Consider the following 21,982-nt stretch of genomic DNA (forward strand, 5'->3'; position numbering starts at 1 on the left):
GTGACTTTGGTAGGTCTTACGAGGAGCTACGCGATGCTGCCTTCATTGGGTTACGACACGATGGTCAGATCCGACTCCGTTTCCTACACCATCTTCATGGAGCAACCAGTGTTGCGAAATGGGACACGAGTCACCTCATCCGTACTTCTACCCTTCTCAGGTGCGCACTCCATGTGCATAGTCGGAGCCGTTTCATGTCCCATCCCCCCGCTTGAGGAGTAACCATGGCCTTGTTCGCAGTGATCTGGTCGTATACCACCGAAGCCTCGGTCAAAGAGGCCGCGCATGCCGAACACCTGATTTTCGTCAAGGATGCCGCTGCCCGAGGCGTGCTGCAGGAGGCCGGCGCCTGGGCCGACGGCGCCGGAGCCCTACTGGTGTTCCAAGCGGTCAGCGAAGACGCCTTGCGTTCCCTGCTTGCGGAGGATCCTTACGTCAAGCAGGGCGTCGTCGTAGAGCAGCACATTTACCAATGGAATCCAGTCATCGGCCCTCTCGTCGGCATCTAACGACACTGCGGCACGCTCAGTCCCTGGTGGCTCGTGGTTGAAGTATCTTTACGCTCTGCCATGGTAAGAACTTGGTTGGCGGTGTTGGTTCAGACGAACGGCGCACAGCGGGCGTTCCATCCGTTGATGGCGCGGATCTTGGTGGTCAGGCCCCTTCACGGAGCCGAAGGACCGCGGTGGATGGCCTGCTGTTCGAATCTTCTGAACCACACTGCCAACCCCGTAGCCGTCTCGCTCAACAAATGACGTCGGGACCGGGGCGACGGTCAGGTCGTGAGTGGAGCTCGGGTGTGCCGGCGAGATCGCTCGTCTATGCCGTGGAGCCCGATTCGGCCATTCACCGGAATCAGTGTGGAACTCTGTGACCGCTCAATTTATTTGTATTGTTGGACAGGTCTATTCGGCGCCGGTCAAAGCCGCCGACTCCAAAATCGGGCGGCGAGATCGACCATCTATGCTGCCCACCTCCTCGATCTCGCCAGGTTTCGTCGCGGCTCTACTTCGCTCGGCAAAAGAGTGTTGAGTGCAGGTTGTTTGGGGACAAGTGACCGATTGCCCAAGTTACTTTGACTACCGTCGCTCTACTGCACTGAGCACGGAAAGTCCGACATCGGCCCGCCCGCGGTGAAACTACAGACTACAGAGTAGTCGAGAAGATTTTCGTACTGGCACGCCTGCCGCGTTGCGCGGACGGGTGATTCGGCAATTCTAGTCCGCGCCGGGTGGTGAACTTCCAACCATTTCTGCGCCTACACAGATCGGGGAACAAAGATGTCCATAAACGTGGACCACCCAGCGTTGCCGTCAATCGCTGACGGGAGAACGTTGTACGTCGCAGGTCGATGGAGTACCACCACCGACACTTTCGAGCGTGTAGATCCCTCCGATCTCCGCCGCGTGACGGGAATCTACACTTCGGCGACTCCCGGCAATGTCGAGAGTGCGTATGCGGCCGCCGGCCGTGCTCAACCAGCGTGGTCCGAGACGACAGCGATTGAGCGGTCGGACTTTCTTCGTTCTGCCGCTGACCTCTTGGAAAGCCGCGTTCACGACGCTGCCCTGACGATCACCGCGGACATGGGGAAGGCGATCCGCGACGCACGCGCCGAGGTTCTGCGAAGTGTCGCCATTCTCCGCTACTACGCCGGTGAGATCCTGCAGCCCAGTGGAGAGACGTACCCCAGTGCTGATCCACACACGATGCTGATGACGGTAGAGGAGCCGCTCGGCGTCGTCTGTGCAATCACACCGTGGAACTTTCCCTTCGCGCTTCCGGCATGGAAAATCGCGGCGGCAATAGGTTTCGGGAACGCAGTTGTCTGGAAGCCTGCAGAACCGGCCTGCGGATCCGCAGTGTTTCTGACGCGGATCCTCGCAGAAGCCGGGTTGCCCGCGGGGGTCCTCAATCTGGTGACGGGCAGCGGTAGAAAGCTTTCGGCGGCACTCACCGGGAACGCGCGACTCGCAGCCTTGACATTCACCGGTTCGGGTGCAGTCGGGTCGCGACTACGTCAGGCTGTCGCCGATCGTAATGTCAAGGTCCAGCTCGAGCTGGGTGGCAAGAACCCGTCCATTGTTCTCGCCGACGCCGATGTCGAGGATGCAGCGCTACAGATCGTGAAGAGCGCGATGCTCCACACGGGACAACGCTGCACAGCGACGAGCCGGGTGTACGTGGACCGCGCCGTCGCTCCCAGACTACGAGAACTGCTGGTGAAGTACGCTGACGCGCTCGTCGTCGGAGATCCGTACGACGAAGCCACCGACATCGGGCCCCTTGCCTCGGTGGAGCAACGTGACACGGTGGCCGGATACCTGCGACTCGCCCGCGAAGAGAACGCCGAGTTCCTTACGGGTAGGGAGTTCGATTCCGACACTTGCTATATCGCACCAACAGTCCTGGCCGGGGTGTCGGAGACGAGCAGGCTCGTCAGGGAGGAGGTCTTCGGGCCAGTCGTGACCGTGCAGGAGGTCGATGGATTCGACGGTGCGCTGAAGGCCGCGAACGACACGGACTACGGCCTGTCCTCTGGAGTGTTCACTAGAGACATCGCGACGGCGATGACCTTCATCCGGCGCACACAATCGGGGTTGGTGCATGTCAATCGGGAGACGAGCAGTGTCGAGCCACATGTGCCGTTCGGTGGCCTCAAAGGCTCGAGCAGCATGAGCAGAGAACAGGGCAAGGCCGCACGTACTTTCTTCACAACCACCAAGACTGCGTATGTCCGCTGGACCTAGAAGCTGCACCGGACGAGCTTTCCCGCAATCAGCTCTTCACTTTCTGCGGCACAGAGCGCAATCGACAAACCCCGAAGTAGCCCTTGGCATCAAGAGGAGGCCAACATGAGCACTGCCGCACCAGCAGTGACCGAAGTACTCGACGTTCTCGTTGTAGGAGCCGGATTCGCCGGGCTGTACCAGCTCGAAAATCTTCGGAGTCGAGGCTATTCGGTGAAAGTAGTCGAGGCAGGTGAGGGTCTGGGCGGAATCTGGCACTGGAACCGCTACCCGGGTGCCCGAGTGGACAGCGAAGGTCCCATCTACCAGTTCACGCGCCCCGACCTATGGGATGAATTCGCGTTCTCCGAGCTCTATCCCGGAGGTGACGAACTGCGCCGCTACTTCAAGTACGTCGACGCGAAGCTCGATCTGAGCAAGGACATCTACTACAACACCCGAATCATTTCCGCCGAGTTCGACGATACGGCGAACACTTGGACCGTGACCGCAGAGAACGGAAGCAGTTTCGTCTGCAAGTACTTCGTTCTGTGCACCGGATTCGCGGCAAAGCCGATCTTCCCGAAGCTCCCGGGAATGGACAGCTTCACAGGGATCAACCACCACACCGGTCTGTGGCCCGAAGGCGGAATCGAATTCGCAGGAAAGCGAATCGCCATCATCGGTACCGGCGCCAGCGGTGTGCAGGTCGCTCAGGAGGCGTCGAAGAAGGCCGCACAGCTGACCGTCTTCCAGCGCACCCCCGTTCAGGCGCTCCCGATGCGACAGCGCCAGCTCACCGACGAGGACAACGCGAAGATCAAGTTCGATCTGGCGGACAGATTCAGTCGTCGTTCGGCGTCATTCTCCGGCTTCGACTTCGACTTCATACCCAAGTCAGCCCTCGGGGTGAGCGATGAGGAGCGAATCACCACTTATGAGCGACTGTGGGAGTGCGGTTTCGAGTTCTGGCTCGGAACCTACCAAGACGTCTTCGTCGATGATGACGCAAACGACACGGCCTACGAGTTCTGGCGTGACCGGACGCGTGCCCGGATCAAGGACCCGGTCATCGCCGAGAAGCTGGCGCCGACGAAGAAGGCGTACCCCTTCGGCGTGAAGCGTCCCTCGCTGGAGCAGACGTACTACGACATCTTCAACCAGGACAACGTGCGCGTCGTCGATCTGCACGAGGACCCGATCGAGACGATCACGCCCACCGGGCTGAAGACCACATCGGAACAGCACGAGTTCGACATCATCGTCTATGCAACGGGATTCGACGCCGTCACCGGTGGCCTGACCGCCATGGACATTCGCGGCACCGACGGTACATTGCTCCGGGACAAGTGGTCGAATGGTGTGCGGGCAAACCTCGGGGTCGCAACGGCAGGATTCCCCAACCTGCTGTTCCTCTACGGACCACTGAGCCCGTCGGGCTTCTGCAACGGGCCCAGCTGCGCCGAGATCCAAGGTGACCTCATCGTCAATACCATCGACTACATGCGGGACAACGGATTGAACCGTATCGAGTCCGAGGCGGACGCGGATGCTGCCTGGTCCGATCACGTCGCCGAGCTGACGGCCGAGGCGCTCTACGACAAAGCCGACTCCTGGTACATGGGTGCCAACGTCCCGGGTAAGCCGCGGCAGTTGCTGAACTACCCCGGTGGTCTTCCCCTCTACCTGGCCAAGTGGGACGAGACCGTGTGTGCGGGATACAAGGGCTTCACGCTTTCCTGAGCAGTCAATTTGCCTCCCTCGAGTGGTGATGAAAGTGAACAACACATGTCCGTGAGCAAAGAATCCCTGTTCCTCAACGACCTGTACGCTTCGTGGCTTACCCGGTCCGAAGGAATGGACCTCGCCAGTCAGCGAGATATGTTCGAAGAGTGGCATCTTCCGACCATCGAACCCATCGACGTCACCTATGAGGAAGTGACAGCCAACGGTGTGCCGGCAACGTGGGCGAAGCCTTTGGGGGCCGCCGAGGACCGCGTGATCGTCTTCACCCACGGTGGCGGGTTCGTGACAGGTTCACGGTTCTCACACCGCAAGCTCGCGGCACACCTCGCCAAACTGGCGGGTGTTCACGCCCTGATCGTGGACTATCGGCTCGCGCCGGAGCACAAGCACCCGGCCCAACTCGAAGACTGCATGGCCGTCCACAAGTGGCTCCGCACGCAAGGTTACAAGGCGGAGTACACGGCGACTGTCGGCGACTCGGCGGGTGCCAACCTCGCGATCTCGACAGCGTTCGAACTCGCGAGCTCGGAACTTCCCACTCCTGCTGCCGTCGTCACGCTTTCGCCGTGGCTGGATATGGAGATCAAGGGGTTGACGGTCGAATCGAACGACGCGGTCGACGTATTGGCCAAGAGGGCGGTTCTGGAAATGATGCGGGAGATGTTTCTCTCAGAACCCGCAGATGCAACGGACCCGCGGGCGAACCCACTGCTCAACGACTTCACCGATTTCCCTCCGGTGTACGTATCGGTCGGAGGCTATGAGACGCTGTTGGACGACTCACGTCGCTTGGCCGAATTGATCGAGAAGGTGAGTGGCGAGGTCGTGCTCGACGTGGTCGATGAGCAACAGCATGTATTTCACTTCAACGCGGGGCGGGCACCCGAGGCGGATCAAGCGTTGAGCCGGATTGCCCAATGGCTGCGACTCAAGTTGGGCCTTGCCTGAAGTCCGCCCGCGCCGTGTGCGTATGAACGCGAAGGTTCTCGGCGGCAAGAGGTGAAGGTGTTCGTCGGCGGCGGTCTACACGGGTCTGGACCGCCGCCGACGAGTTCGTTCGCGTGCCGGTCGGGTACCAGTCGAACGATCGATCCGCAGTGAAGTTAGAGGAGATACACCCATGGATAGTCCAGTCCTCGTCCAACGCGACGGGTTCATCGAGACATGGACGATTAATCGACCGGCGCAGAGCAATCCTATTTCCGGGATGGAGGTGGTCGACGCATTGGTCGCCTGCGTCGAGGCGGTCAATGCCGACTACGGTGTGCGAGCTGTCATCGTCACCGGTGCCGGTTCGACGTTTTCCGCCGGCGGCAACGTCAAGGACATGGCGAATCGTCGCGGATTGTTCGGGGGGAAGCCTCACGAACAGCGGGATGGCTACAGAGCTGGGATACAAAGGATTCCGCGGATCATGTACAACTGCGACGTACCTCTCATCGCAGCAGTGAACGGTCCTGCAATCGGTGCCGGATGCGACCTCGCCCTCATGTGCGACCTTCGCATTGCCAGCAGTAAGGCCTTCTTTGCAGAGAGCTTCGTCAAGCTGGGAATCATCCCGGGTGACGGTGGCGCGTGGCTGCTGCCCAAGGCCGTCGGGATGGCGCGGGCGGCAGAGATGATCTTGACGGGCGACCGCGTCGACGCGGTCAAGGCACTCGAGTGGGGATTGGTCTCCAGTGTCGTTGCGCCGGACAAGCTGCTCGACGAAGCTCGCGCGCTCGCCGGCCGGGTGGCCGCCAATCCGCCACACTCGGTACGGATGGCCAAGAGGCTCCTCCGCGAGGGACAGCACCAAAGCCTGGACAGTCTCCTCGAATTATCCGCTGCCATGCAGGCGCTGGTTCAGCAGACGACCGATCACACGGAGGCAGTCAACGCCTTCATGGAGAAGAGAACTGCCGCCTTCACCGGCGAGTGACGTGCCCGAGAAACCGAAGAACTCCGTGGATGCGAATTGGATGCTTCCACGGAGTTCTTTTTTCTTGTCTGCTCGCGAAACTGGTGCCCCTTCTGGTGGCGCCTGGGCACTTCAGCGGGTGATGAGGCCCCAGATATTCTCGCAACCTGCTTCGAGAGCGGCGGTAGTCAAGGTGTCGTCCCAGTAGTGGACGGATCCGAATTCCGAGCGCCACGCCAGGGCGGGATTGGTGAATTCGTGCAGCCTGTGCTCGCGGGTGGTGCCGATCGCACCGTGCACCTGGTGGGCGTTACGGACGACGACCGATGCCGCGTGTCCAGCACACGACCGGGCGACGGCAATGAGGAGTTCGAGGTTCTCACTCGACCACTGCGTGCGGACCGCTTCCGTCAATGCAGCTTCGGTCACTGTTCGGGCGAGGGAAGCTTCCGCTGCCATGTCAGCCACCAGGTTCTGCACGGCTTGAAATCTGGCCAGTGGGCGTCCGAATTGCACTCGCTCGGTGGTGTGGGCGACGGAGAGATGGAGGATGCGGTCGAGGGCGGCACACACCTGCAGCGCTCGGATGAGGGCGCCCCGCAGAAAAAGTTGTCGGATCACCGAGTCCGACACTGGGGTCCCCGACAATGCGGTCGTGTCGGCGGAAACGATGGCGCGGGGTTCGTCGGCGAGGTTGGGGCGGGAGGTGATGTCGAAAAGTGTTGTCTCGAGGCCGGCGACGACGTACGTGTCGTTCTTCCGCCAGACCGTGACGATCTTGTCTGCCTGGGACGCCCACGGCACGCCGCGGGCGACGCCTTTCTCGTCTAGTACGCATGCGGTGAGGCGTGCATTGTCGATCGGTAGGCCGGCTTCCTCGAGGAGCCAACCGGCGAGCAGGTCGTGTTCGGCGAGAGGAATCCGGACCCCGTGCGACACCGCGGCGCGCAAGAGTTCCGCGGCCTCGTACCAGCCTGCGCCGCTGCCGCCGGTCTCTTCGCGGCCGGTCAGCCGGACAAGACCCAGTTCGTCGAGTTGTGCCCAGAGGGAGGGATCGCACGTGGCCATCCCGTTCTCGGGCCCGTTTCGTTCCCGGTGAGCGGAAAAGACCGCGGACATCATGTCGGTGAGGTCCGCGTCGACCGTGGTTGGTGCGTGCATCAGCGCATTCCCAATCCCCGCGCGATCACGCCGCGCAGAACTTCGTTGGTGCCGCCCCGCAGAGTAAATCCCGGGCGTTGGACGATGGCGTCCTCGAGCATCGAGGTGTAATGAGTAGCCGAAGATTCATCGGTGAGGAGGTCGGCAAAGTCGGCTATGTCGCCTTCGGTGGACGTCCCGAGGACCTTGACCACGGCTGCGGCGGTGTCGGCGGGCTCGTGGCGCTCGAGTGCGCCCGCCACTGCGGTCGACATCTGGTGCAGACCGGCGATCCGTCCGAAATACCGGCCCAGATTCGAATGCCGCGGCAAGGTTCCCTGCTTCATCTGTTCGGCGGTCTTCGCGAGCAGGACGAACGTCGACAGGAATCGCTCCGGGCCGCTGCGTTCGAAGCTGAGTTCCGAGGTGACCTGCTGCCACCCGTTGTCGATGGTGCCGAAGACCATCTCGTCCTCGACGAGGACCTCGTCGAGGAGGACCTCGTTGAAGTGGTGCTGCCCGTTCATCGACACGATCGGCCGGATGTCGACTCCGGGGGCGTGCAGATCGACGATGAACTGGCTGAGGCCATCGTGTCGATGTGCCGGATCGAGTTGGGCGGTGCGAGCAAGGCAGATGAACGCGTCAGCGCGATGAGCACCTGAGGTCCAGACCTTGGCTCCGGTAATAGACCACCCTCCGTCCACTCGGGTGGCCTTTGTGCGCACACTGGCCAAGTCGGATCCGGAATCCGGCTCGCTCATACCGATACCGAAATAGCATTCTCCGCGCGTGATCGCCGGCAAGAACTTGTGCTTCTGGACCTCGGTGCCGTACTTCAGCAGCGACGGGACGATCTGCCGGTCGGCGATCCAGTGGGCGGCGACGGGGGCGCCAGCGGCGAGCAGCTCTTCGGTGACGACGAACCGTTCGAGGTGGCGGCGATCGTGGCCGCCGTACTCGGCCGGCACGGTCATGCCCAGCCATCCGCGGGCGGCCAATGCACGTGTGAAGTCTTCGTCCCAGCCAGTCAACCACGAGTCGATCTGTCGGCCGATCTTGCCTTCGCTGAGCTGCTCGGCAAGAAACTCACGGACTTCGGTCCGCAAGTCGTCCATGGCGTGTGGGTCACTGGAGACCGGGGGCACCAATCTGAGGTTGGTCATGATGTTTCTTCCATTCAGGAGGAGGTGGCCTGAGGCGACGTCGCCGTCACGACGGATGTATCGGCCAGCGCATGGACGCGGTCGGCGGAGTAACCGAGATCTTCGAGGATCGTGAAGGTGTCCTCTCCAAGCAAGGGAGCGTGTCGGCTGAACGAAATCGGTGTGCGCGACATCGCGAACGGAGTGCGGGTGGCGTAATACTTGCCTTCGGTAGGATGTTCACGCTTGGTGATCAATCCCTGGTCGAGGACGTAGGCGTTCTCGTGTGCGTGTGCGTGTGCGTGGGCGAGATCGAGTAGGTCGGACGCGGGAATTCCCTGTGTCTGACACAAGTCCAACCATTCCCGCGTGGTCCGGCTCGGGACGGCCTCACGGATCGCCGAGAGAAGTTCGCCCATGTGGGTGTGGCGGTCGTTCACCGAGGCGTAGCGGGGGTTGTTCACCAGATCGGCGCGGCCGGCGATGATGAAGAAGTCGTTCCAGTTCTTCGCCGAGTTCGGCATGATGCAGATCCAGCCGTCCGCCGTCTGGTGCGGGACTCGTTCCGGTGTCAGCACGCGCGCCCATCCGAAGTTCACCGAAGTGCTCGACGAGATTGAAGCCGATCATCGCGTCGACCATCGGCACGTCGACCTCCCGGCCGAGGCCGGTGTGATTCTTCTCCATCGCGGCGGCGAGGACGGCGATGACGATGTAGAGCCCGACGACCTTGTCGGCGATGACGTATGGGGCATAACGAGGGTCTCCGAGAGTCGCTCGTAGGTGATGCCCAACTTCTGCCGGGAGCGCGGCCGTAGATTCGTCACCAACACATCCGCGTTGCGCACCAGGTCGTCGAGGATCTCACGGCCCTCCGCGGCGGCGAGGTCGATCGCGTTGCTGCGCTTGTTGCGCTGAAGGTTGAGTGTCAGAGCGCTCATACCTTCATGGCGGCGGGCACCTATATCTCGGCTCATGTCACTTTCGAGGCTCTCGACCTTGATGACGTCTGCGCCCATGTCGGCGAGGGTTGCGGTGGCGAAGGGGCCCATGATCACGGTCGTCAGATCGATGACGCGCAGACCATGAAGAGCGCCGGGTGTGAGTTCCACTGAAACCTCTTTCACTGCGACAGGAAGCACTTCAAGGACTATGTCAGCCTGAGCGGTTTTCCGCAATAAAGGAGTATTTTCCAGATATAAGTAAGATAGAGTAGGTGGTGACCACTCGGATGGAGCAGTGCCCGTAGGGAGAATGTGCCGTGATGCAATCAGATGACGCCCTGAATGTTCGAGGCCGCAGTCGCCATCGAACCGTGGACCGCATTGCTGCGATTCTCGAGCTCGTAGCCCGATCCCGCACCGGACTCACCTTGAGTGGGATGGCCAAAGAGCTTGACGCGCCGATCAGCTCGACGCAAGGTCTCGTCAACGGCCTCGTTGCGACGGGTTATCTCGAGGAGCACGAGCGACGGTACTCGCTCGGCAGTGCCCCGTATCTACTCAACCGCCTCGCAGGGCGGCAGCCCGTCTCGACGGTCACGCACGCCGACCTCGAAGACGTCCACGCGAGTTCCGGCTTGACGACCGTGCTGTCGATCGCCGTCGGTCCGAACATCTTCTACGTCGACTACTGCTCTTCCGACCCACGGTTCGCGTACCTCGCCGAGAATTACGTGAGGCGATCGCTCATCCGTACCTCCGGCGGCTGGATACTGCTTGCCGGGATGGAGAAGCGTGACCTCTGGGCGTACATCCAAACTCTGCCCGACGAGGATCGCGACACTGTCGAGCGGTTCTTCGCTGCCCTACCGGAGATCGAACAGACCGGAATCTGCGCCTCCCCCAACGAGTCGACCGACGGCGACGGTGTCTCGATCGCGGTTCGTGAGAACGGCAAGACCGTCGCCGCCGTCGGTGTCATCGCACCACACACCGTGATCACGAAGGAGCGCGACAGGCTGGTCGCCCTCTTGGAGCAAGGTGCCCGGAGTTGGTCCGATCGCAGCGTACGACCGTAATGCAGCCGACCCGGGACACCGTGGTCAGCCGGCGAACTGCTTGCCGAGGAATTCGACGACGGCACCGTGCAGTTCAGCGCTGCGCGGAATGGCGCCGGTCATCCAGTACACGGCATGGACAAGGCCTTCGTACAGTTCGACCTGCACGGGGACGTCCTGGTCGGCCAGCCTCCGGCCGTAGTCCACGCCCTCGTCCCGAGTGACCTCGTATTCGTTGAGCAACAGCAGGGTGGAGGGAAGCCCCGCCAAATCCGCGGCCTTGGCCGGGGAGGCGTAGGGATTCTCGGCGTCTTCCGGGGTGGCCAGATACTGCTCCCAGAACCAGTCGATGGCTGCCGTGGTGACCAAGTACCCCTCGGCGTTCTCCTCGCGCGACGGGAATCGTGCCGTGCCGTCGATGACCGGATAGATCAATACCTGAGCGCGCAGTGCCGGGGCGCCGGTGTCGCGTGCCCGGAGGGCTGTGACCGCGGCCAGGTTGCCTCCGGCGCTGTCACCCATGACGGCTACGCGCGTGCCGTCGCCACCGAAGTCGGCTGCGTGCTCGACCACCCAGTTCAGTGCCGCGAACGCATCTTCGGGTGCGGCAGGAAACTTGTGTTCGGGAGCCAGCCGGTAACTCACTGCAGCCACGATGACTTTCGCATCGGCGGCGAGCGCGCGACATGGCTGCTCGGTGACGTCGAGGCTGCCGGCGACCCAGCCACCGCCGTGGATGTACACCACGATCGGCAGAGGTGTTTCGGACTCCGGGATGTATAGACGCACTGCCTGGTCGCCACCGGGGCCGGGGTAGACCGTGTCGACGACACGAGCGACGTCCGCCTTCGGTGCCTGGAGGCCGCTGAAGGACTCGACGACCCCACGGACTTCAGCAATGCTCATCTGCTCGAACGACTTCAGTCCCTGCTCGTTCAAAGTGTCTATCAAATTCTTGACCGCAGGATCGAGTGCCATGGTGTTCTCCTTCATGTCATGAGCAAGTCTGTTCAGCCGACAGGTGGAGCCACCCTACGGGTGCGTTCGGCGCGGGGAGTGTCCGAAAATCACACACGCATCCGCGCGTGTGTTTCACAATCGGACACGCCGACGCCCTGCGGTTCTAGTTTGATTCGGAGTGATCAACAGACGGCTGGAATATCAGCGTCGCCGACAGAGAGGAACGGCAGTGAATGCGATTGCAGCGATCGAAGGAAGCGGTGACCATCGGATCCTGGTGTTGCACGGCTGGGCGCTGGACAGCAGCGTATGGCTCACCGCCCGCGCCCGGACGGATCAGTCCCGCTTCACCTACGCGTACCTCGACTTTCCGGGATACGGGGTCAACCGGCCCGAAGCACCGGCCGACGGAATCGACGGGATGGCCGCGGTCGCACTCGACGCCGCCGATCAGCTCGGATGGTCGACCTTTTCCGTTCTCGGACATTCGATGGGGGGCACCACAGCGCTTCGGGTGGCGACCCTCGCACCAGAACGCGTGACCTCGGTCGTCGCACTGACGCCCGTCTCCCCGGCAGGTACCCCTCTCGACGAAGCGACCTACGGTTCCTTCGCCGGGGCCTGGGCAGACCCGGGTGCGGCCATCCGTGGCGCACTGGCACCACACATCGACGAGACAGATCTGAAGAACCTCGTCGACCGCAACCGCTCGACGATGGACCAGGCAACCTGGGAGTCCTACCTGAAGAACTGGACCAGTCCCGACTTCCTCGACCGGATGGGCACCTACGAAGGGCCTACCACCCTGATCGTGGGTGAGAGCGACCCGTTCGTCACCGCCGAGTACCTCGGGGACACGTTGGCGGCCTTGAAGAACGGGAACCTGAAGACCATTCAGGGCAAAGCCGGGCACTACCCCATGGTGGAGAACGCTCCGGAGACGGTGGCGTTGTCGGAGCAATCTCTGTAGTGATCTGACCGGGAACGCAATCCGGGTTCCGACCATGCCACGTTCGAATCGCGAATCCAGGGAGGATTCTCACCATGTTGAATCACGTTGTGACATTCAAATGGAAGCAGGACATCAGTGACGAGCACATCGAGTCCTTTCACGAAGCTCTGAGCGCAGTCTCGGAGAAGATTCCGGAGGTCGTGGAATACCGTTACGGAAGGGATCTGGCCCTCAAGCCCGGCAGCGGCGATTACGCAATCTCCGCGACCTTCGAAGACGTTCCCGACTTTCGCACATACCTGGCACATCCCGATCATGTGCGCCTCGTCCAGGAATTCATCTCGGTGATGGCCGAATCGTATTCGTCCGTTCAGATCGAATTCGCCTCGCGATAGACGCGACCGGACCGTCGTTCGTCGAACGACGGTCCGGTCGACAGTATCGCTCGTTTCCGAAAGTTGTGATCCAGTGGTGAGTGTCGAACACACCGGGCAGACCCCGTCACGTGGTGCCCTGAGCCGTCCCGTCTCGGTACGTGACGACGCGGCTGCGTGGGTGGAGGCGTGGCCGGATGCCCGAATACTTCGCGTGAACGGTCGCGGTCAGGTCCGGCTTGTCGACAGACAACTGATGCTGGAACCGGCCGCCGACCTCTACTCCGAGCCTCCCGCGCGCGCCGTGCTGCTCGGCGTCTGTGGCACGGTTCACGAGTGGGCGGTGCGGGACGAGTTCCTCGCTGACAATTCCTCTGCGGGAACCGAGGTCGAGCTCGGTGACCTGCGCTCACACGGAGCACTCCTCGATGCTGCTGACGCCGACCGGTATGTCACAGCGTTGGCATTGCTGACGTGGCAGGACGACGCCCATTTCTGCGCGAGGGATGGGGCGCCGACAACGATCACCTCGGGTGGTTGGATGCGCGTGTGCACGACGTGCGGCCGGGAGGAATATCCGCGTACCGATCCGGCGATCATTTGTCTGGTGCACGACGGGGCGGACCGAGTACTGCTGGCGCGTCAGGCGAACTGGCCGGCACGGAACTTCTCGACGCTGGCGGGCTTCGTCGAGGCGGGTGAGTCTCTGGAAAGCTGTGTGGCGCGGGAAGTTGCGGAGGAGGTTGGTCTCGTCGTCTCCGACGTGGTCTACGTCGGAAGTCAGCCCTGGCCCTTCCCACGCTCCCTCATGCTCGGATTCCATGCCACGGCCGATCCTCGAGACGAGCTCGTCTTCATGGATGGCGAGATCGGCGAAGCTCTCTGGTGCACCCGCGCGGAGGTACGGGAGGCTCTGGCTGCAGGGGATTGGACGAGCTCGGCGGATGCGCACGTGTTGTTGCCCGGCGCAGTCTCGATTGCGAGGCGCATGCTCGAGGCCTGGGCGCGAGCCCGTGATTGACGCTCTGTCTCGATCGGCACGGTCCCGTCATCGACTGGCACTACTGCGGAAGGAACCGGCTTCCGTCGATTCCCAGGGCGCGCATCTTGCGGTAGAGGGTGGAGCGAGCTACCCCCAGGCGTTGCGCAGCCAGTAGTTTGTTGCCGTCGGTCTCGACGAGTGCCCTGAGCAACGCGTCACGCTCCGCCAATTCGAGTGAGGTCGAGGCATTTCGGCGGCGTAGATCACCGTCGCGGTATCCGTCGGGCAGATGCTGCACTCCGATGTCGGAGCCCATCGACCGCAGGAGCGAGGACGCCAGAACCGATTCGAGCTCTCTGACGTTTCCCGGCCAGTCCCGCGCGACCAGCAGTTGCAGAGCAGTGGGTTGCAGTCGCAGGCCGTTGCGGTCCGGGGAGTGCTTACGTAGTAAGGCGACACTGATGTCGGCGATATCTTCGGACCGAAGTCGCAGTGGATCGATCTCGATGCGGCGCATGAAGTGATCGCACAGTCGTCCGGCGGGGCCTTGACGGACCCCCTCGCCGGCGGTGGCAATGATGTGAGCGCGATTGTCGACGGCCTCGCTGAGGATCGCGCAGACGTTGGAGACCAGTTGTTCCGGCAGGAGATCGAGATGCCGGATGATGAGGGCTCCGGCGACCTTGTTCCAATTGACCAGTCCGGCAATCCACGCGTCGGGGTCGACGGAGGCGGTACCAGCGTCGAACACGGTGAAATGGCCGTCGGCATCCTGCATCCGGTGGAGGGCGCTCGCGGCAAAGAACTTGCCGGCGCCGGGTTCTCCGGTGACGAGCACAGGTGCGTCGATCGCGGCGAGTCGCTCGAGTTCGGTCTGCAGTCGCTTCGTCGACAAACTGCGGCCGGGAATCTTGACAGTCTCCGTGCGCCTTTCGACCGGGGAGGCCGACACCAATTGACGGGCGGGCGACTTCTTCGTATCGCGGGGATGTGGCCTCATCTCGATGACGATGCCCGCCGGCGTTCGGGAGTCTCCGACTCTACGTGCAGTTGCGGAAACCGCGACGTTGTCGGCGAGCCTGACTTCCCCGATGAACTCGTCGCGGCCGGCCAGCATTCGGCATGCCCAATCCCACAGGAGCGCCTGGTCGGACGTGTCGACGATCTGTGCGGCCATCGGAGTTGTCATGATGACATCTTGATTCAAGGACACCACTGCAGAGGAGCCACGTCGAGAGGCCTGCAGGAAGGACTTGAGAAGCAGTTGCTCGCGATCGGAGGACTCGGCGTAGAGGCGCGACTGAATTTCGCGAACGGCTGATTGCGCCAGGGCACCCATCAGCGCGTTGGAGTCCGACAGGTTGGAGGTGATGTCGAGGATCCCCTCCACGGTGCGGGTGATCGGATGGATGATAGGAACACCGACGCACGCCAGGCTCTGCAGCGCCTCACGGAAGTGCTCACCACCGCTGACTTGGAACGGTCGTCGCTCCTCCAACGCGGTGCCGATCCCGTTGGTGCCGGTATCCTCCTCGGCATAGCGGAAACCGGGTGCCACGTAGGCGCGGTCCAAACGCGCTCGCAACCCTGCGTCGCCCGCCCTGCGGTCGACGATCTGAGCGGCGGAATCGGCCAGCAGGATGGTCGCGGGTGCGTCCTGCAGGTGCAGGACGAGGTTGTCGATCACCGGATCGGCGGCTCTCCTCAACCGGCTGTCACGATCCACGTCCGGCGTATAGGGAAGGTCGCCATCGCCGGCCGAGACGCCGATAACTTCACACCGCCGCCATGACGCCTCGATCTCGGGTCGGAGGGTGCTCAACTCCTGGCTCTCTCGTGATGGCACTGATGTCCAGAATCGTTCACGTTCATTCAATGGCTCGCGGCCCGCCTTGTCGATACTCATAGCCACCTTACATCACTGGTCAGGGGATTTTCCGAGCTGACCCTCCTTGCAATGTAACCTGGCTCACATCTTTGTGTGTGTCCCGTTTTGCTACAGTCCGCTCGTTGTATCGGACCTGGTGGGGATGACTGCAACGTTGTGGTCGCGACCATCGGAGACTGTGCTCGCCTGGTCTGTCGATGTGGGCTGACCTGTGTTTTCCCGATGCTGTCGTCTGATGTCGGCTTTGTCGATCTTGCCCATTGCAGTCTTGGGGATCTCATCGACTCTCACGAAACGATCGGGCAGCCAGAATCGGGGGAGTGTTGTCGCCAGGAACGTCCGGAGCTCCTCGTCGGTCACGTCGGCGTCCAGCCGGAGCCACGCGAGGGGGCGTTCCTGCCATGTGTCGTCCGGTATGGCGATGACGGCGGCCTCCGAGACAGCAGGATGAATCATGAGCGCATTCTCGAGGTCTACCGAGGAGATCCACTCCCCACCGCTCTTGACGAGGTCCTTTTCGCGGTCCTTGATCTGCAGGCGGGCATCTGGGTGAACGGTCGCCACATCGCCGGTGCGCAGCCAGCCGTCTCGAAAGCTGTCCGCCGTTCGTGGATCGTCCAGGTATTCCCGGGCGACCCACGGCGAACGTACTTCCAGTTCGCCGACGGTCTGACCATCCCAGTGTTGCGGTGAGCCGGATTCGTCCACGACGCGGAGCTCGAACAACGGCAGTGGCCTGCCCTGCATCGAGCCGCCGGGGGAGAAGGTGCCCATCGGAGATGTCTCGGTCATTCCCCATCCATTTACGACGCGGGCGCCTTGCTCAGCCCACCACCGCGCCAGAGCGACCGGCGGCACCTGCCCTCCGAGCCACATCGTCTTCAGCTCCGAGAGATCGTAGCCACAGTTTCGGCGAAGGTGCTCGTCGCGCATGAGGGCGGCGACCGTTGGCGAGCCGACGAAGGTGTCGGGCCGTTCGCCATGGATCAAGTCCAGGAACCGCTCGGGTGTGGGGTGCGGTCCGGGCAGCACCAGACGTGCGCCCTGGAGCGCCGCCGCGTAGGGGACACCCCAGCCGTTGACGTGCGACATCTGGGTGGCGAGCAGGTAGGCCCGCTCCGCGTCGATCTCGACTCCGCCCTTGGTGCTGATCGCCATGGCGTGGAGCACGATGCTCCGGTGGCTGTAGACCACGCCCTTGGGCGACCCGGTCGTGCCCGAAGTGAAGCAGATCGACGCCGCAGTGTTTTCGTCGACCTCCTGGAAGGTCCCGTGGGTGGATGCACCCGAAACGAACTGATCATAGGGAATGACCTGGTCGAAGTCATCGATCGCACCGGGTTCGCCCACAACGATGAGGTGGCGAACCGTGGGAATCCGGCCACGCATCGCCTCTACCGACGGGAGGAGATCCTCGTCGACGATCAGAACCTCATCTGAAACATGGTTGATCGTATAGGCCATGTGTTCGACCGGCATGCGGTGATTTACCGTGTGCAGGACGGCCCCGAGCGCTGGAACCGCGAAGTATGCCGCCAGGTGCTGACGGGTATTCCACGCCATGGTTGCGACTCGGGACCCACGTTTCACGCCGATCGATGCGAGCGCACCGGCCAGATCCCTCACGTCGGAGACCAGGTCCCGGTACGTGAAACTGCGAACCCCGTCCGAAGTCCAGGCCGTGTTGATCCGAGCGCCGTTCACGTTCTCGGCGCGCCACAGCAGCCTCGCCACCGACAATTGACTACTCATCATGAGCCCATCCACCGGTCCTACCGCCTTTCATCAGATTGCTCCAAGTCGGGTCCTCGATGGATGCCAACTCTGCGACGACGTAATTGGCCGATCCTGTACCCCGCGTCGGGCACAAGGTGTCCTATAACGAGTCATCGCTCGCCCCAACGTGGTGTTGCATTTTCGGACATTCGTTTGATCACTCAGCGGACAACAGTGGTAGAAACGCGGGATTGAAATGCCGAGCCCGAAACGAATCCAAATCTAAAGGGGCACAACCATGACCGAATACACGCTGCGAACCATTGTCGACGGTTACTCGTACCTCGAGGGCCCCCGCTGGCATGACGGACGTCTCTGGTTTGCGGACTTCTACACCCACACCGTGAATGCCGTGAACGCCGACGGCAGCATCGAACTTGTCGCGACGGTCCCGCACCAACCCTCTGGGCTCGGCTGGCTACCGGACGGGCGGCTGCTGATCGTGTCGATGAAGGACCGCAAGGTGCTGCGTCAAGAGTCGGACGGCACATTCGTCGAGCATGCCGACATCCACGACCTATGCGGTGGCCACGCCAACGACATGGTCGTGGACGCCCAGGGTAGGGCCTACGTGGGCAACTTCGGATTCGACCTCATGGGTGGGGCGCCACACGAGCACACAACTGTCGTCCTCGTCGACACCGACGGAAGCGCCTCGATCGTCGCCGACGGACTGTCATTCCCCAACGGCATGGTCATCACTCCCGATGGTTCAACCCTGCTGGTCAACGAATTGTTCGGCAATCGGATCTCGGCATTCGACATCCACCCGGACGGCACGCTCGGCGAGCGAATCGAATGGGCCGGCTACGGAGACCTCGGTGCCGAGCCCGACGTCGGCACACGACTCGAGGCCGCCACGATCGTGCCCGACGGTCTGACCCTCGACGCCGAAGGCGCCGTGTGGATTGCCGATGCCGCGAACAACCGAGCGGTGCGGATCGCCAAGGGCGGCGAAATCCTCGACGAGGTCAGCACCGCACCCGACGGGGTGTTCGCCGTCGCGCTCGGCGGCGACGACGGACGCACCCTGTTCTTGTGCGTCGCACCGAATTTCGACGAGACCGAACGCACCGCAACCCGTCTGGGGCGCATGCTCGCCACCGAAGTGGACGTACCACACGCCGGCCGCCCCTGACCCTCCGGATCCCGCTGTGGAACCCTCTCCCGCAGCGGGTCCGGCGTTGATCTCACATTTCAACTGACCAAGGAGCCCCGGGGTGTTCACTACCTCCTTCACACGGATCTTCGACGTGGAGCATCCCGTCGTCTGTGGCGGCATGACTGCGGTCGGCACTGCCGACCTCATCGCCGCCGTCGCAAACGCGGGTGCTCTCGGATTCCTCTCCGCTCTCTCCCAGCCGACACCCGAAGCCTTGGCCGAGGAGATCGCAAGGTGTCGGTCCATGACCGACCGACCCTTCGGTGTCAACCTGACGATCCTGCCAACCCTCAAACCTGTTCCCTACGAGGACTACCGCGCTGCCATCATCGACTCCGGCGTGGGCGTCGTCGAAACGGCAGGTAGCAACCCCGCTCCCCATCTGCACGCCTTCGCCGCCGCCGGCATCAAGGTAATCCACAAGGCCGTCTCCGTGCGCCACGCGCTGAAGGCCGAGAAGCTTGGAGTCGACGCGGTAAGCGTCGACGGGTTCGAATGTGCCGGCCATCCCGGCAACGACGACGTCCCCGGTCTCGTCCTGATCCCTGCCGCCACCCGCAAACTGTCGATCCCCGTCATCGCCAGCGGCGGATTCGCCGATGGTGCCGGCCTGGCGGCGGCTCTGGCATTGGGGGCCAGCGCTATCAACATGGGAACCAGATTCGTCGCCAGCACAGAGGCGACGGTCCACGAGAACGTCAAACGCCAGATCACCGTCAACGACGAACGATCCACGCAACTGGTGTTTCGAGAGTTCAACAACACCGCCCGCGTCGCCCGCAACGCCATCTCGGAGAGAATTTCCGAGATCTCCGCGCTTCCGAACGCAACATTCGACGACGTCGCCGATCTGGCCTCCGGGGTGCGCGGTCGCCAGAAGGTTCTGGCCGGCGGTGACGTGGATGCCGGCTTGTGGTGGGCCGGGCAATCACAGGGACTGATCGACGAGATCCTCACCTGCGAGGAGATCGTGACCAGCACGGTCAATCAAGCCCATGATCTGATCGTGAACAGACTTCCCCAACTTGCGGGTGCCGTCCGATGATCCGCACCGTGGATGTCGAGTACGAGACGATCGCCCTCGAACTGCGCGACGGCGTGCTCATCGTGACGCTGAATCGACCGGAGTCGCTCAACGCCTTCACCATCTCCATGGCTGATGAGCTCGAGCACCTCTTCCGGGCCGTCAATGACGACGACGACGTCAATGCCGTGGTGGTGACCGGCTCGGGCCGTGCGTTTTGCGCCGGTATGGATCTCACGACCGACGGCAACGTGTTCGGCCTCGACGAGACATTGGAGCCGACCCTCCACGATATGGGTGACTTGCAGGACCCGGTCGTTGCCCGCGGCGTCCGCGACACCGGTGGTCGGGTCACACTTGCGGTGTTCGACTGCCTCAAACCCGTGATCGCCGCCGTAAACGGCTCCGCCGTGGGCATCGGAGCCACCCTGACATTGTCCATGGACGCCCGACTCGCCTCCACAGCAGCACGATTCGGGTTTGTCTTCGGCCGCCTCGGGATCACACCCGAAGCAGCCTCGACCTGGTTCCTGACGAGGATCGTCGGACTCGATACCGCACTCGACCTCGTGTACTCCGCCGACATCCTCGACGCGGCCGACGCGGCCGAGATCGGCCTGGTTCGCTCGGTCCACTCGCCGGACGAACTTCTCGATGCCGCGCTTGCACTGGCACATCGCTTCACTCGCGATCGGTCGCGTGTCGCGACCGCCCTGACCCGGCAGATGATGTACCGCAACGCGCTTCTCGATCACCCCGCCGAGGCTCACCGCATCGATTCACTCGCCATGTTCTACACCAGTATCGGAGATGGAAGAGAAGGTGTCCAAGCATTCCGAGAGAAGAGGAAGCCCCAGTTCAAGGGACGCGTATCAACCGACCTTCCTGACTTCTACACCGACTGGATAGAGCGGCAGCGTCGCTGAGGCATAGCTGTGATGTCCCTCGCGGAATACGGGTAGCACCTTTCATCGTCACTGCCTACCGGCCAATGAAATCCCATCAGTGTCGACGAGCCCACGGTTGGCCGATCAGTTTGATCAGGGCAGTTTCACAGTCCGATGGCCGCGTGAACCCGGCGTTTCTCTCTTGCGGTCGAGGGTGCTGGTTCGGGGGTGCCCGCCGAGATCATCGCCACACCTGCGCGGCCGGCCAACTGAGCGACGGCTGCGCAGGTGGAAGAAAGTGCACCGGCACCTTCCTCTAGATGCGATGCGACGCACCTCTCAGTTCTGGGGTGGGGGACCTCAGCCACGAGTTATTCGCGCAGAGGAATTTCGCGATGACCGGGCCATGAGACCGCTGGCCACGGCCCTCCCCGTGTTGCGGGTCCCAGATCTTGGTGACGCGAGCATCACGCCAAGCGCGGGCCAACCGGTACTCGTTCATTTAGCCCTGCCGCCTTGGACTTGGACGCAGTGGGCGATCACGTCGTTCTGCACCTGCGAGGACAACCATTTGGCATTGGCAGCGTCAATCGGCGTCAACTCAGCCTCCACGTGGGCAATCGCGTACTGATCGATGACTGCTCGGGCGACTTCGATCGAGTAACGAGATCGGCGAGGGGCAACCCATTGTGCTGAAACTGACCGATCGAATGACCAAAAGCTTTGTGGTTCTTGCTTTACACCACGGTCTCGTCGAGGATCTGCGCTGCGCTGGCGAGGTTGCTGATCGCGCACTCGAGCCGCTCCTGTTGCGAGTATGTAACAGGTGGAAGAAGCGGTAGTCGAGCTCACCGATAATGTTATCCGAGGGAACCTGGACGTTCTCGAACAACAGGTCCGCAGCAACTGACGCGTCTGGACCGACCTGGTCAGGCTTGCGACCGCGGAAGTAGCCCTTCACATCGGGTTCGATCGCAGCGAGCACCTCGCCACTCCATAACCTGGCGGGAGCCAGCGCTGTTCTGCTCCTCACTGTGCGTAGGACAGGGGTACGGTGCCACGCCGTCGGCGTGGATGCCGACACCGGAGCCGGGCGCCATGCTCAACGTGCAGAGTTATGCAGGAGTGCCCGGACTCCTGCAGGCCGTTCTTCCGGCCAAAAATGTTGCTGCAGTTGAATGGTGGATGCCGGTGATGAACTGACCGTTCGCCACGCGAGGCATGCGTGCACGTGTGCCCGGTGCCCGCCGCGTGTCCGGTGGATCGATATCGGACAGTCCCGGGTTCTCGAACGGCCCTAGCGTATGTGATGTCGGTC

Annotated in this window: 18 protein-coding genes and 1 pseudogene; 12 read left to right on the forward strand and 7 right to left on the reverse strand. The window is 62.4% G+C overall.

Annotated elements, in window-relative coordinates:
* Nucleotides 1–224 precede the first annotated feature (224 nt).
* The 5 genes from RHA1_RS32640 to RHA1_RS32660 all read left to right on the forward strand — a co-directional run bounded on the left by RHA1_RS32640 (nucleotide 225) and on the right by RHA1_RS32660 (nucleotide 6,396).
* Nucleotides 225–509 carry a YciI family protein gene (locus RHA1_RS32640; protein WP_011598500.1) on the forward strand — a complete coding sequence of 95 codons (285 nt, stop codon included), beginning with the start codon at nucleotides 225–227 and terminating at the stop codon, nucleotides 507–509.
* Between the two features lie 771 nt (nucleotides 510–1,280).
* On the forward strand, nucleotides 1,281–2,750 hold the full coding sequence (locus tag RHA1_RS32645; protein WP_011598502.1) for an aldehyde dehydrogenase family protein: 1,470 nt from the start codon (nucleotides 1,281–1,283) through the stop codon (nucleotides 2,748–2,750).
* A 105-nt stretch (nucleotides 2,751–2,855) separates the two neighbouring features.
* Nucleotides 2,856–4,472 carry a flavin-containing monooxygenase gene (locus RHA1_RS32650; RefSeq protein WP_011598503.1) on the forward strand — a complete coding sequence of 539 codons (1,617 nt, stop codon included), beginning with the start codon at nucleotides 2,856–2,858 and terminating at the stop codon, nucleotides 4,470–4,472.
* Between the two features lie 45 nt (nucleotides 4,473–4,517).
* Nucleotides 4,518–5,423: an alpha/beta hydrolase gene (locus RHA1_RS32655; RefSeq protein WP_011598504.1), complete on the forward strand. Its 906-nt coding sequence runs from the start codon at nucleotides 4,518–4,520 to the stop codon at nucleotides 5,421–5,423.
* Between the two features lie 172 nt (nucleotides 5,424–5,595).
* The gene (locus RHA1_RS32660; RefSeq protein WP_011598505.1) at nucleotides 5,596–6,396 is read left to right on the forward strand and encodes a crotonase/enoyl-CoA hydratase family protein; all 801 of its coding nucleotides are present in this window, start codon (nucleotides 5,596–5,598) and stop codon (nucleotides 6,394–6,396) included.
* 111 nt (nucleotides 6,397–6,507) lie between these two features.
* On the opposite strand, the gene RHA1_RS32665 is transcribed toward RHA1_RS32660, so the two are convergent.
* From RHA1_RS32665 to RHA1_RS53675, 4 genes and pseudogenes are all read right to left on the reverse strand, one after another.
* The gene (locus RHA1_RS32665; RefSeq protein WP_011598506.1) at nucleotides 6,508–7,536 is read right to left on the reverse strand and encodes an acyl-CoA dehydrogenase family protein; all 1,029 of its coding nucleotides are present in this window, start codon (nucleotides 7,534–7,536) and stop codon (nucleotides 6,508–6,510) included.
* Nucleotides 7,536–8,681 carry an acyl-CoA dehydrogenase family protein gene (locus RHA1_RS32670; RefSeq protein ID WP_009479902.1) on the reverse strand — a complete coding sequence of 382 codons (1,146 nt, stop codon included), beginning with the start codon at nucleotides 8,679–8,681 and terminating at the stop codon, nucleotides 7,536–7,538. The genes RHA1_RS32665 and RHA1_RS32670 overlap by 1 nt, the downstream gene beginning before the upstream one ends.
* A 14-nt stretch (nucleotides 8,682–8,695) precedes the next feature.
* Nucleotides 8,696–9,184 carry a CoA transferase gene (locus RHA1_RS32675; RefSeq protein WP_237727030.1) on the reverse strand — a complete coding sequence of 163 codons (489 nt, stop codon included), beginning with the start codon at nucleotides 9,182–9,184 and terminating at the stop codon, nucleotides 8,696–8,698.
* Nucleotides 9,185–9,338: 154 nt separating this feature from the next.
* A pseudogene (locus tag RHA1_RS53675) lies at nucleotides 9,339–9,712 on the reverse strand (CoA transferase); the annotation flags it as partial.
* A gap of 212 nt (nucleotides 9,713–9,924) precedes the next feature.
* Between RHA1_RS53675 and RHA1_RS32685 the strand changes: the two are divergent.
* Nucleotides 9,925–10,680, forward strand: a complete 756-nt coding sequence (locus RHA1_RS32685; protein ID WP_011598510.1) for an IclR family transcriptional regulator — start codon at nucleotides 9,925–9,927, stop codon at nucleotides 10,678–10,680.
* A 24-nt stretch (nucleotides 10,681–10,704) separates the two neighbouring features.
* Here RHA1_RS32685 and lipP1 read toward each other — a convergent pair whose 3' ends face one another.
* On the reverse strand, nucleotides 10,705–11,637 hold the full coding sequence (lipP1, locus tag RHA1_RS32690; RefSeq protein ID WP_009479906.1) for a LipP1 family hormone-sensitive lipase: 933 nt from the start codon (nucleotides 11,635–11,637) through the stop codon (nucleotides 10,705–10,707).
* Nucleotides 11,638–11,848: 211 nt separating this feature from the next.
* On the opposite strand from lipP1, the gene RHA1_RS32695 reads away from it, so the two are divergent.
* The 3 genes from RHA1_RS32695 (at nucleotide 11,849) to nudC (ending at nucleotide 13,966) form a co-directional block, all read left to right on the forward strand.
* Nucleotides 11,849–12,589, forward strand: coding sequence for an alpha/beta fold hydrolase (locus tag RHA1_RS32695; protein ID WP_011598511.1), 741 nt, complete (start codon nucleotides 11,849–11,851; stop codon nucleotides 12,587–12,589).
* Nucleotides 12,590–12,663: 74 nt separating this feature from the next.
* The gene (locus RHA1_RS32700) at nucleotides 12,664–12,966 is read left to right on the forward strand and encodes a Dabb family protein (protein WP_005568216.1); all 303 of its coding nucleotides are present in this window, start codon (nucleotides 12,664–12,666) and stop codon (nucleotides 12,964–12,966) included.
* Nucleotides 12,967–13,039: 73 nt separating this feature from the next.
* The gene (nudC, locus tag RHA1_RS32705; protein WP_011598512.1) at nucleotides 13,040–13,966 is read left to right on the forward strand and encodes an NAD(+) diphosphatase; all 927 of its coding nucleotides are present in this window, start codon (nucleotides 13,040–13,042) and stop codon (nucleotides 13,964–13,966) included.
* Between the two features lie 40 nt (nucleotides 13,967–14,006).
* Here the strand turns inward: nudC and RHA1_RS32710 are convergent, their stop codons facing one another.
* Both RHA1_RS32710 and RHA1_RS32715 read right to left on the reverse strand, forming a co-directional pair.
* Complete coding sequence (locus RHA1_RS32710; protein WP_011598513.1) at nucleotides 14,007–15,833, reverse strand: sigma-54-dependent Fis family transcriptional regulator; 1,827 nt, start codon at nucleotides 15,831–15,833, stop codon at nucleotides 14,007–14,009.
* Nucleotides 15,834–15,923: 90 nt separating this feature from the next.
* On the reverse strand, nucleotides 15,924–17,570 hold the full coding sequence (locus tag RHA1_RS32715; protein ID WP_011598514.1) for a long-chain fatty acid--CoA ligase: 1,647 nt from the start codon (nucleotides 17,568–17,570) through the stop codon (nucleotides 15,924–15,926).
* A 259-nt stretch (nucleotides 17,571–17,829) separates the two neighbouring features.
* Between RHA1_RS32715 and RHA1_RS32720 the strand changes: the two genes are divergently transcribed.
* The 3 genes from RHA1_RS32720 to RHA1_RS32730 all read left to right on the forward strand — a co-directional run bounded on the left by RHA1_RS32720 (nucleotide 17,830) and on the right by RHA1_RS32730 (nucleotide 20,703).
* Nucleotides 17,830–18,729, forward strand: coding sequence for an SMP-30/gluconolactonase/LRE family protein (locus tag RHA1_RS32720; protein ID WP_011598515.1), 900 nt, complete (start codon nucleotides 17,830–17,832; stop codon nucleotides 18,727–18,729).
* Nucleotides 18,730–18,811: 82 nt separating this feature from the next.
* Nucleotides 18,812–19,798 (forward strand): NAD(P)H-dependent flavin oxidoreductase, encoded by a 987-nt coding sequence (locus RHA1_RS32725; RefSeq protein ID WP_011598516.1) that lies wholly within the window; start codon nucleotides 18,812–18,814, stop codon nucleotides 19,796–19,798.
* Nucleotides 19,795–20,703 carry a crotonase/enoyl-CoA hydratase family protein gene (locus RHA1_RS32730; protein ID WP_011598517.1) on the forward strand — a complete coding sequence of 303 codons (909 nt, stop codon included), beginning with the start codon at nucleotides 19,795–19,797 and terminating at the stop codon, nucleotides 20,701–20,703. The genes RHA1_RS32725 and RHA1_RS32730 overlap by 4 nt, the downstream gene beginning before the upstream one ends.
* Nucleotides 20,704–21,982: the final 1,279 nt, after the last annotated feature.

This window comes from Rhodococcus jostii RHA1, from assembly GCF_000014565.1.
Classification (GTDB): domain Bacteria; phylum Actinomycetota; class Actinomycetes; order Mycobacteriales; family Mycobacteriaceae; genus Rhodococcus_F; species Rhodococcus_F jostii_A.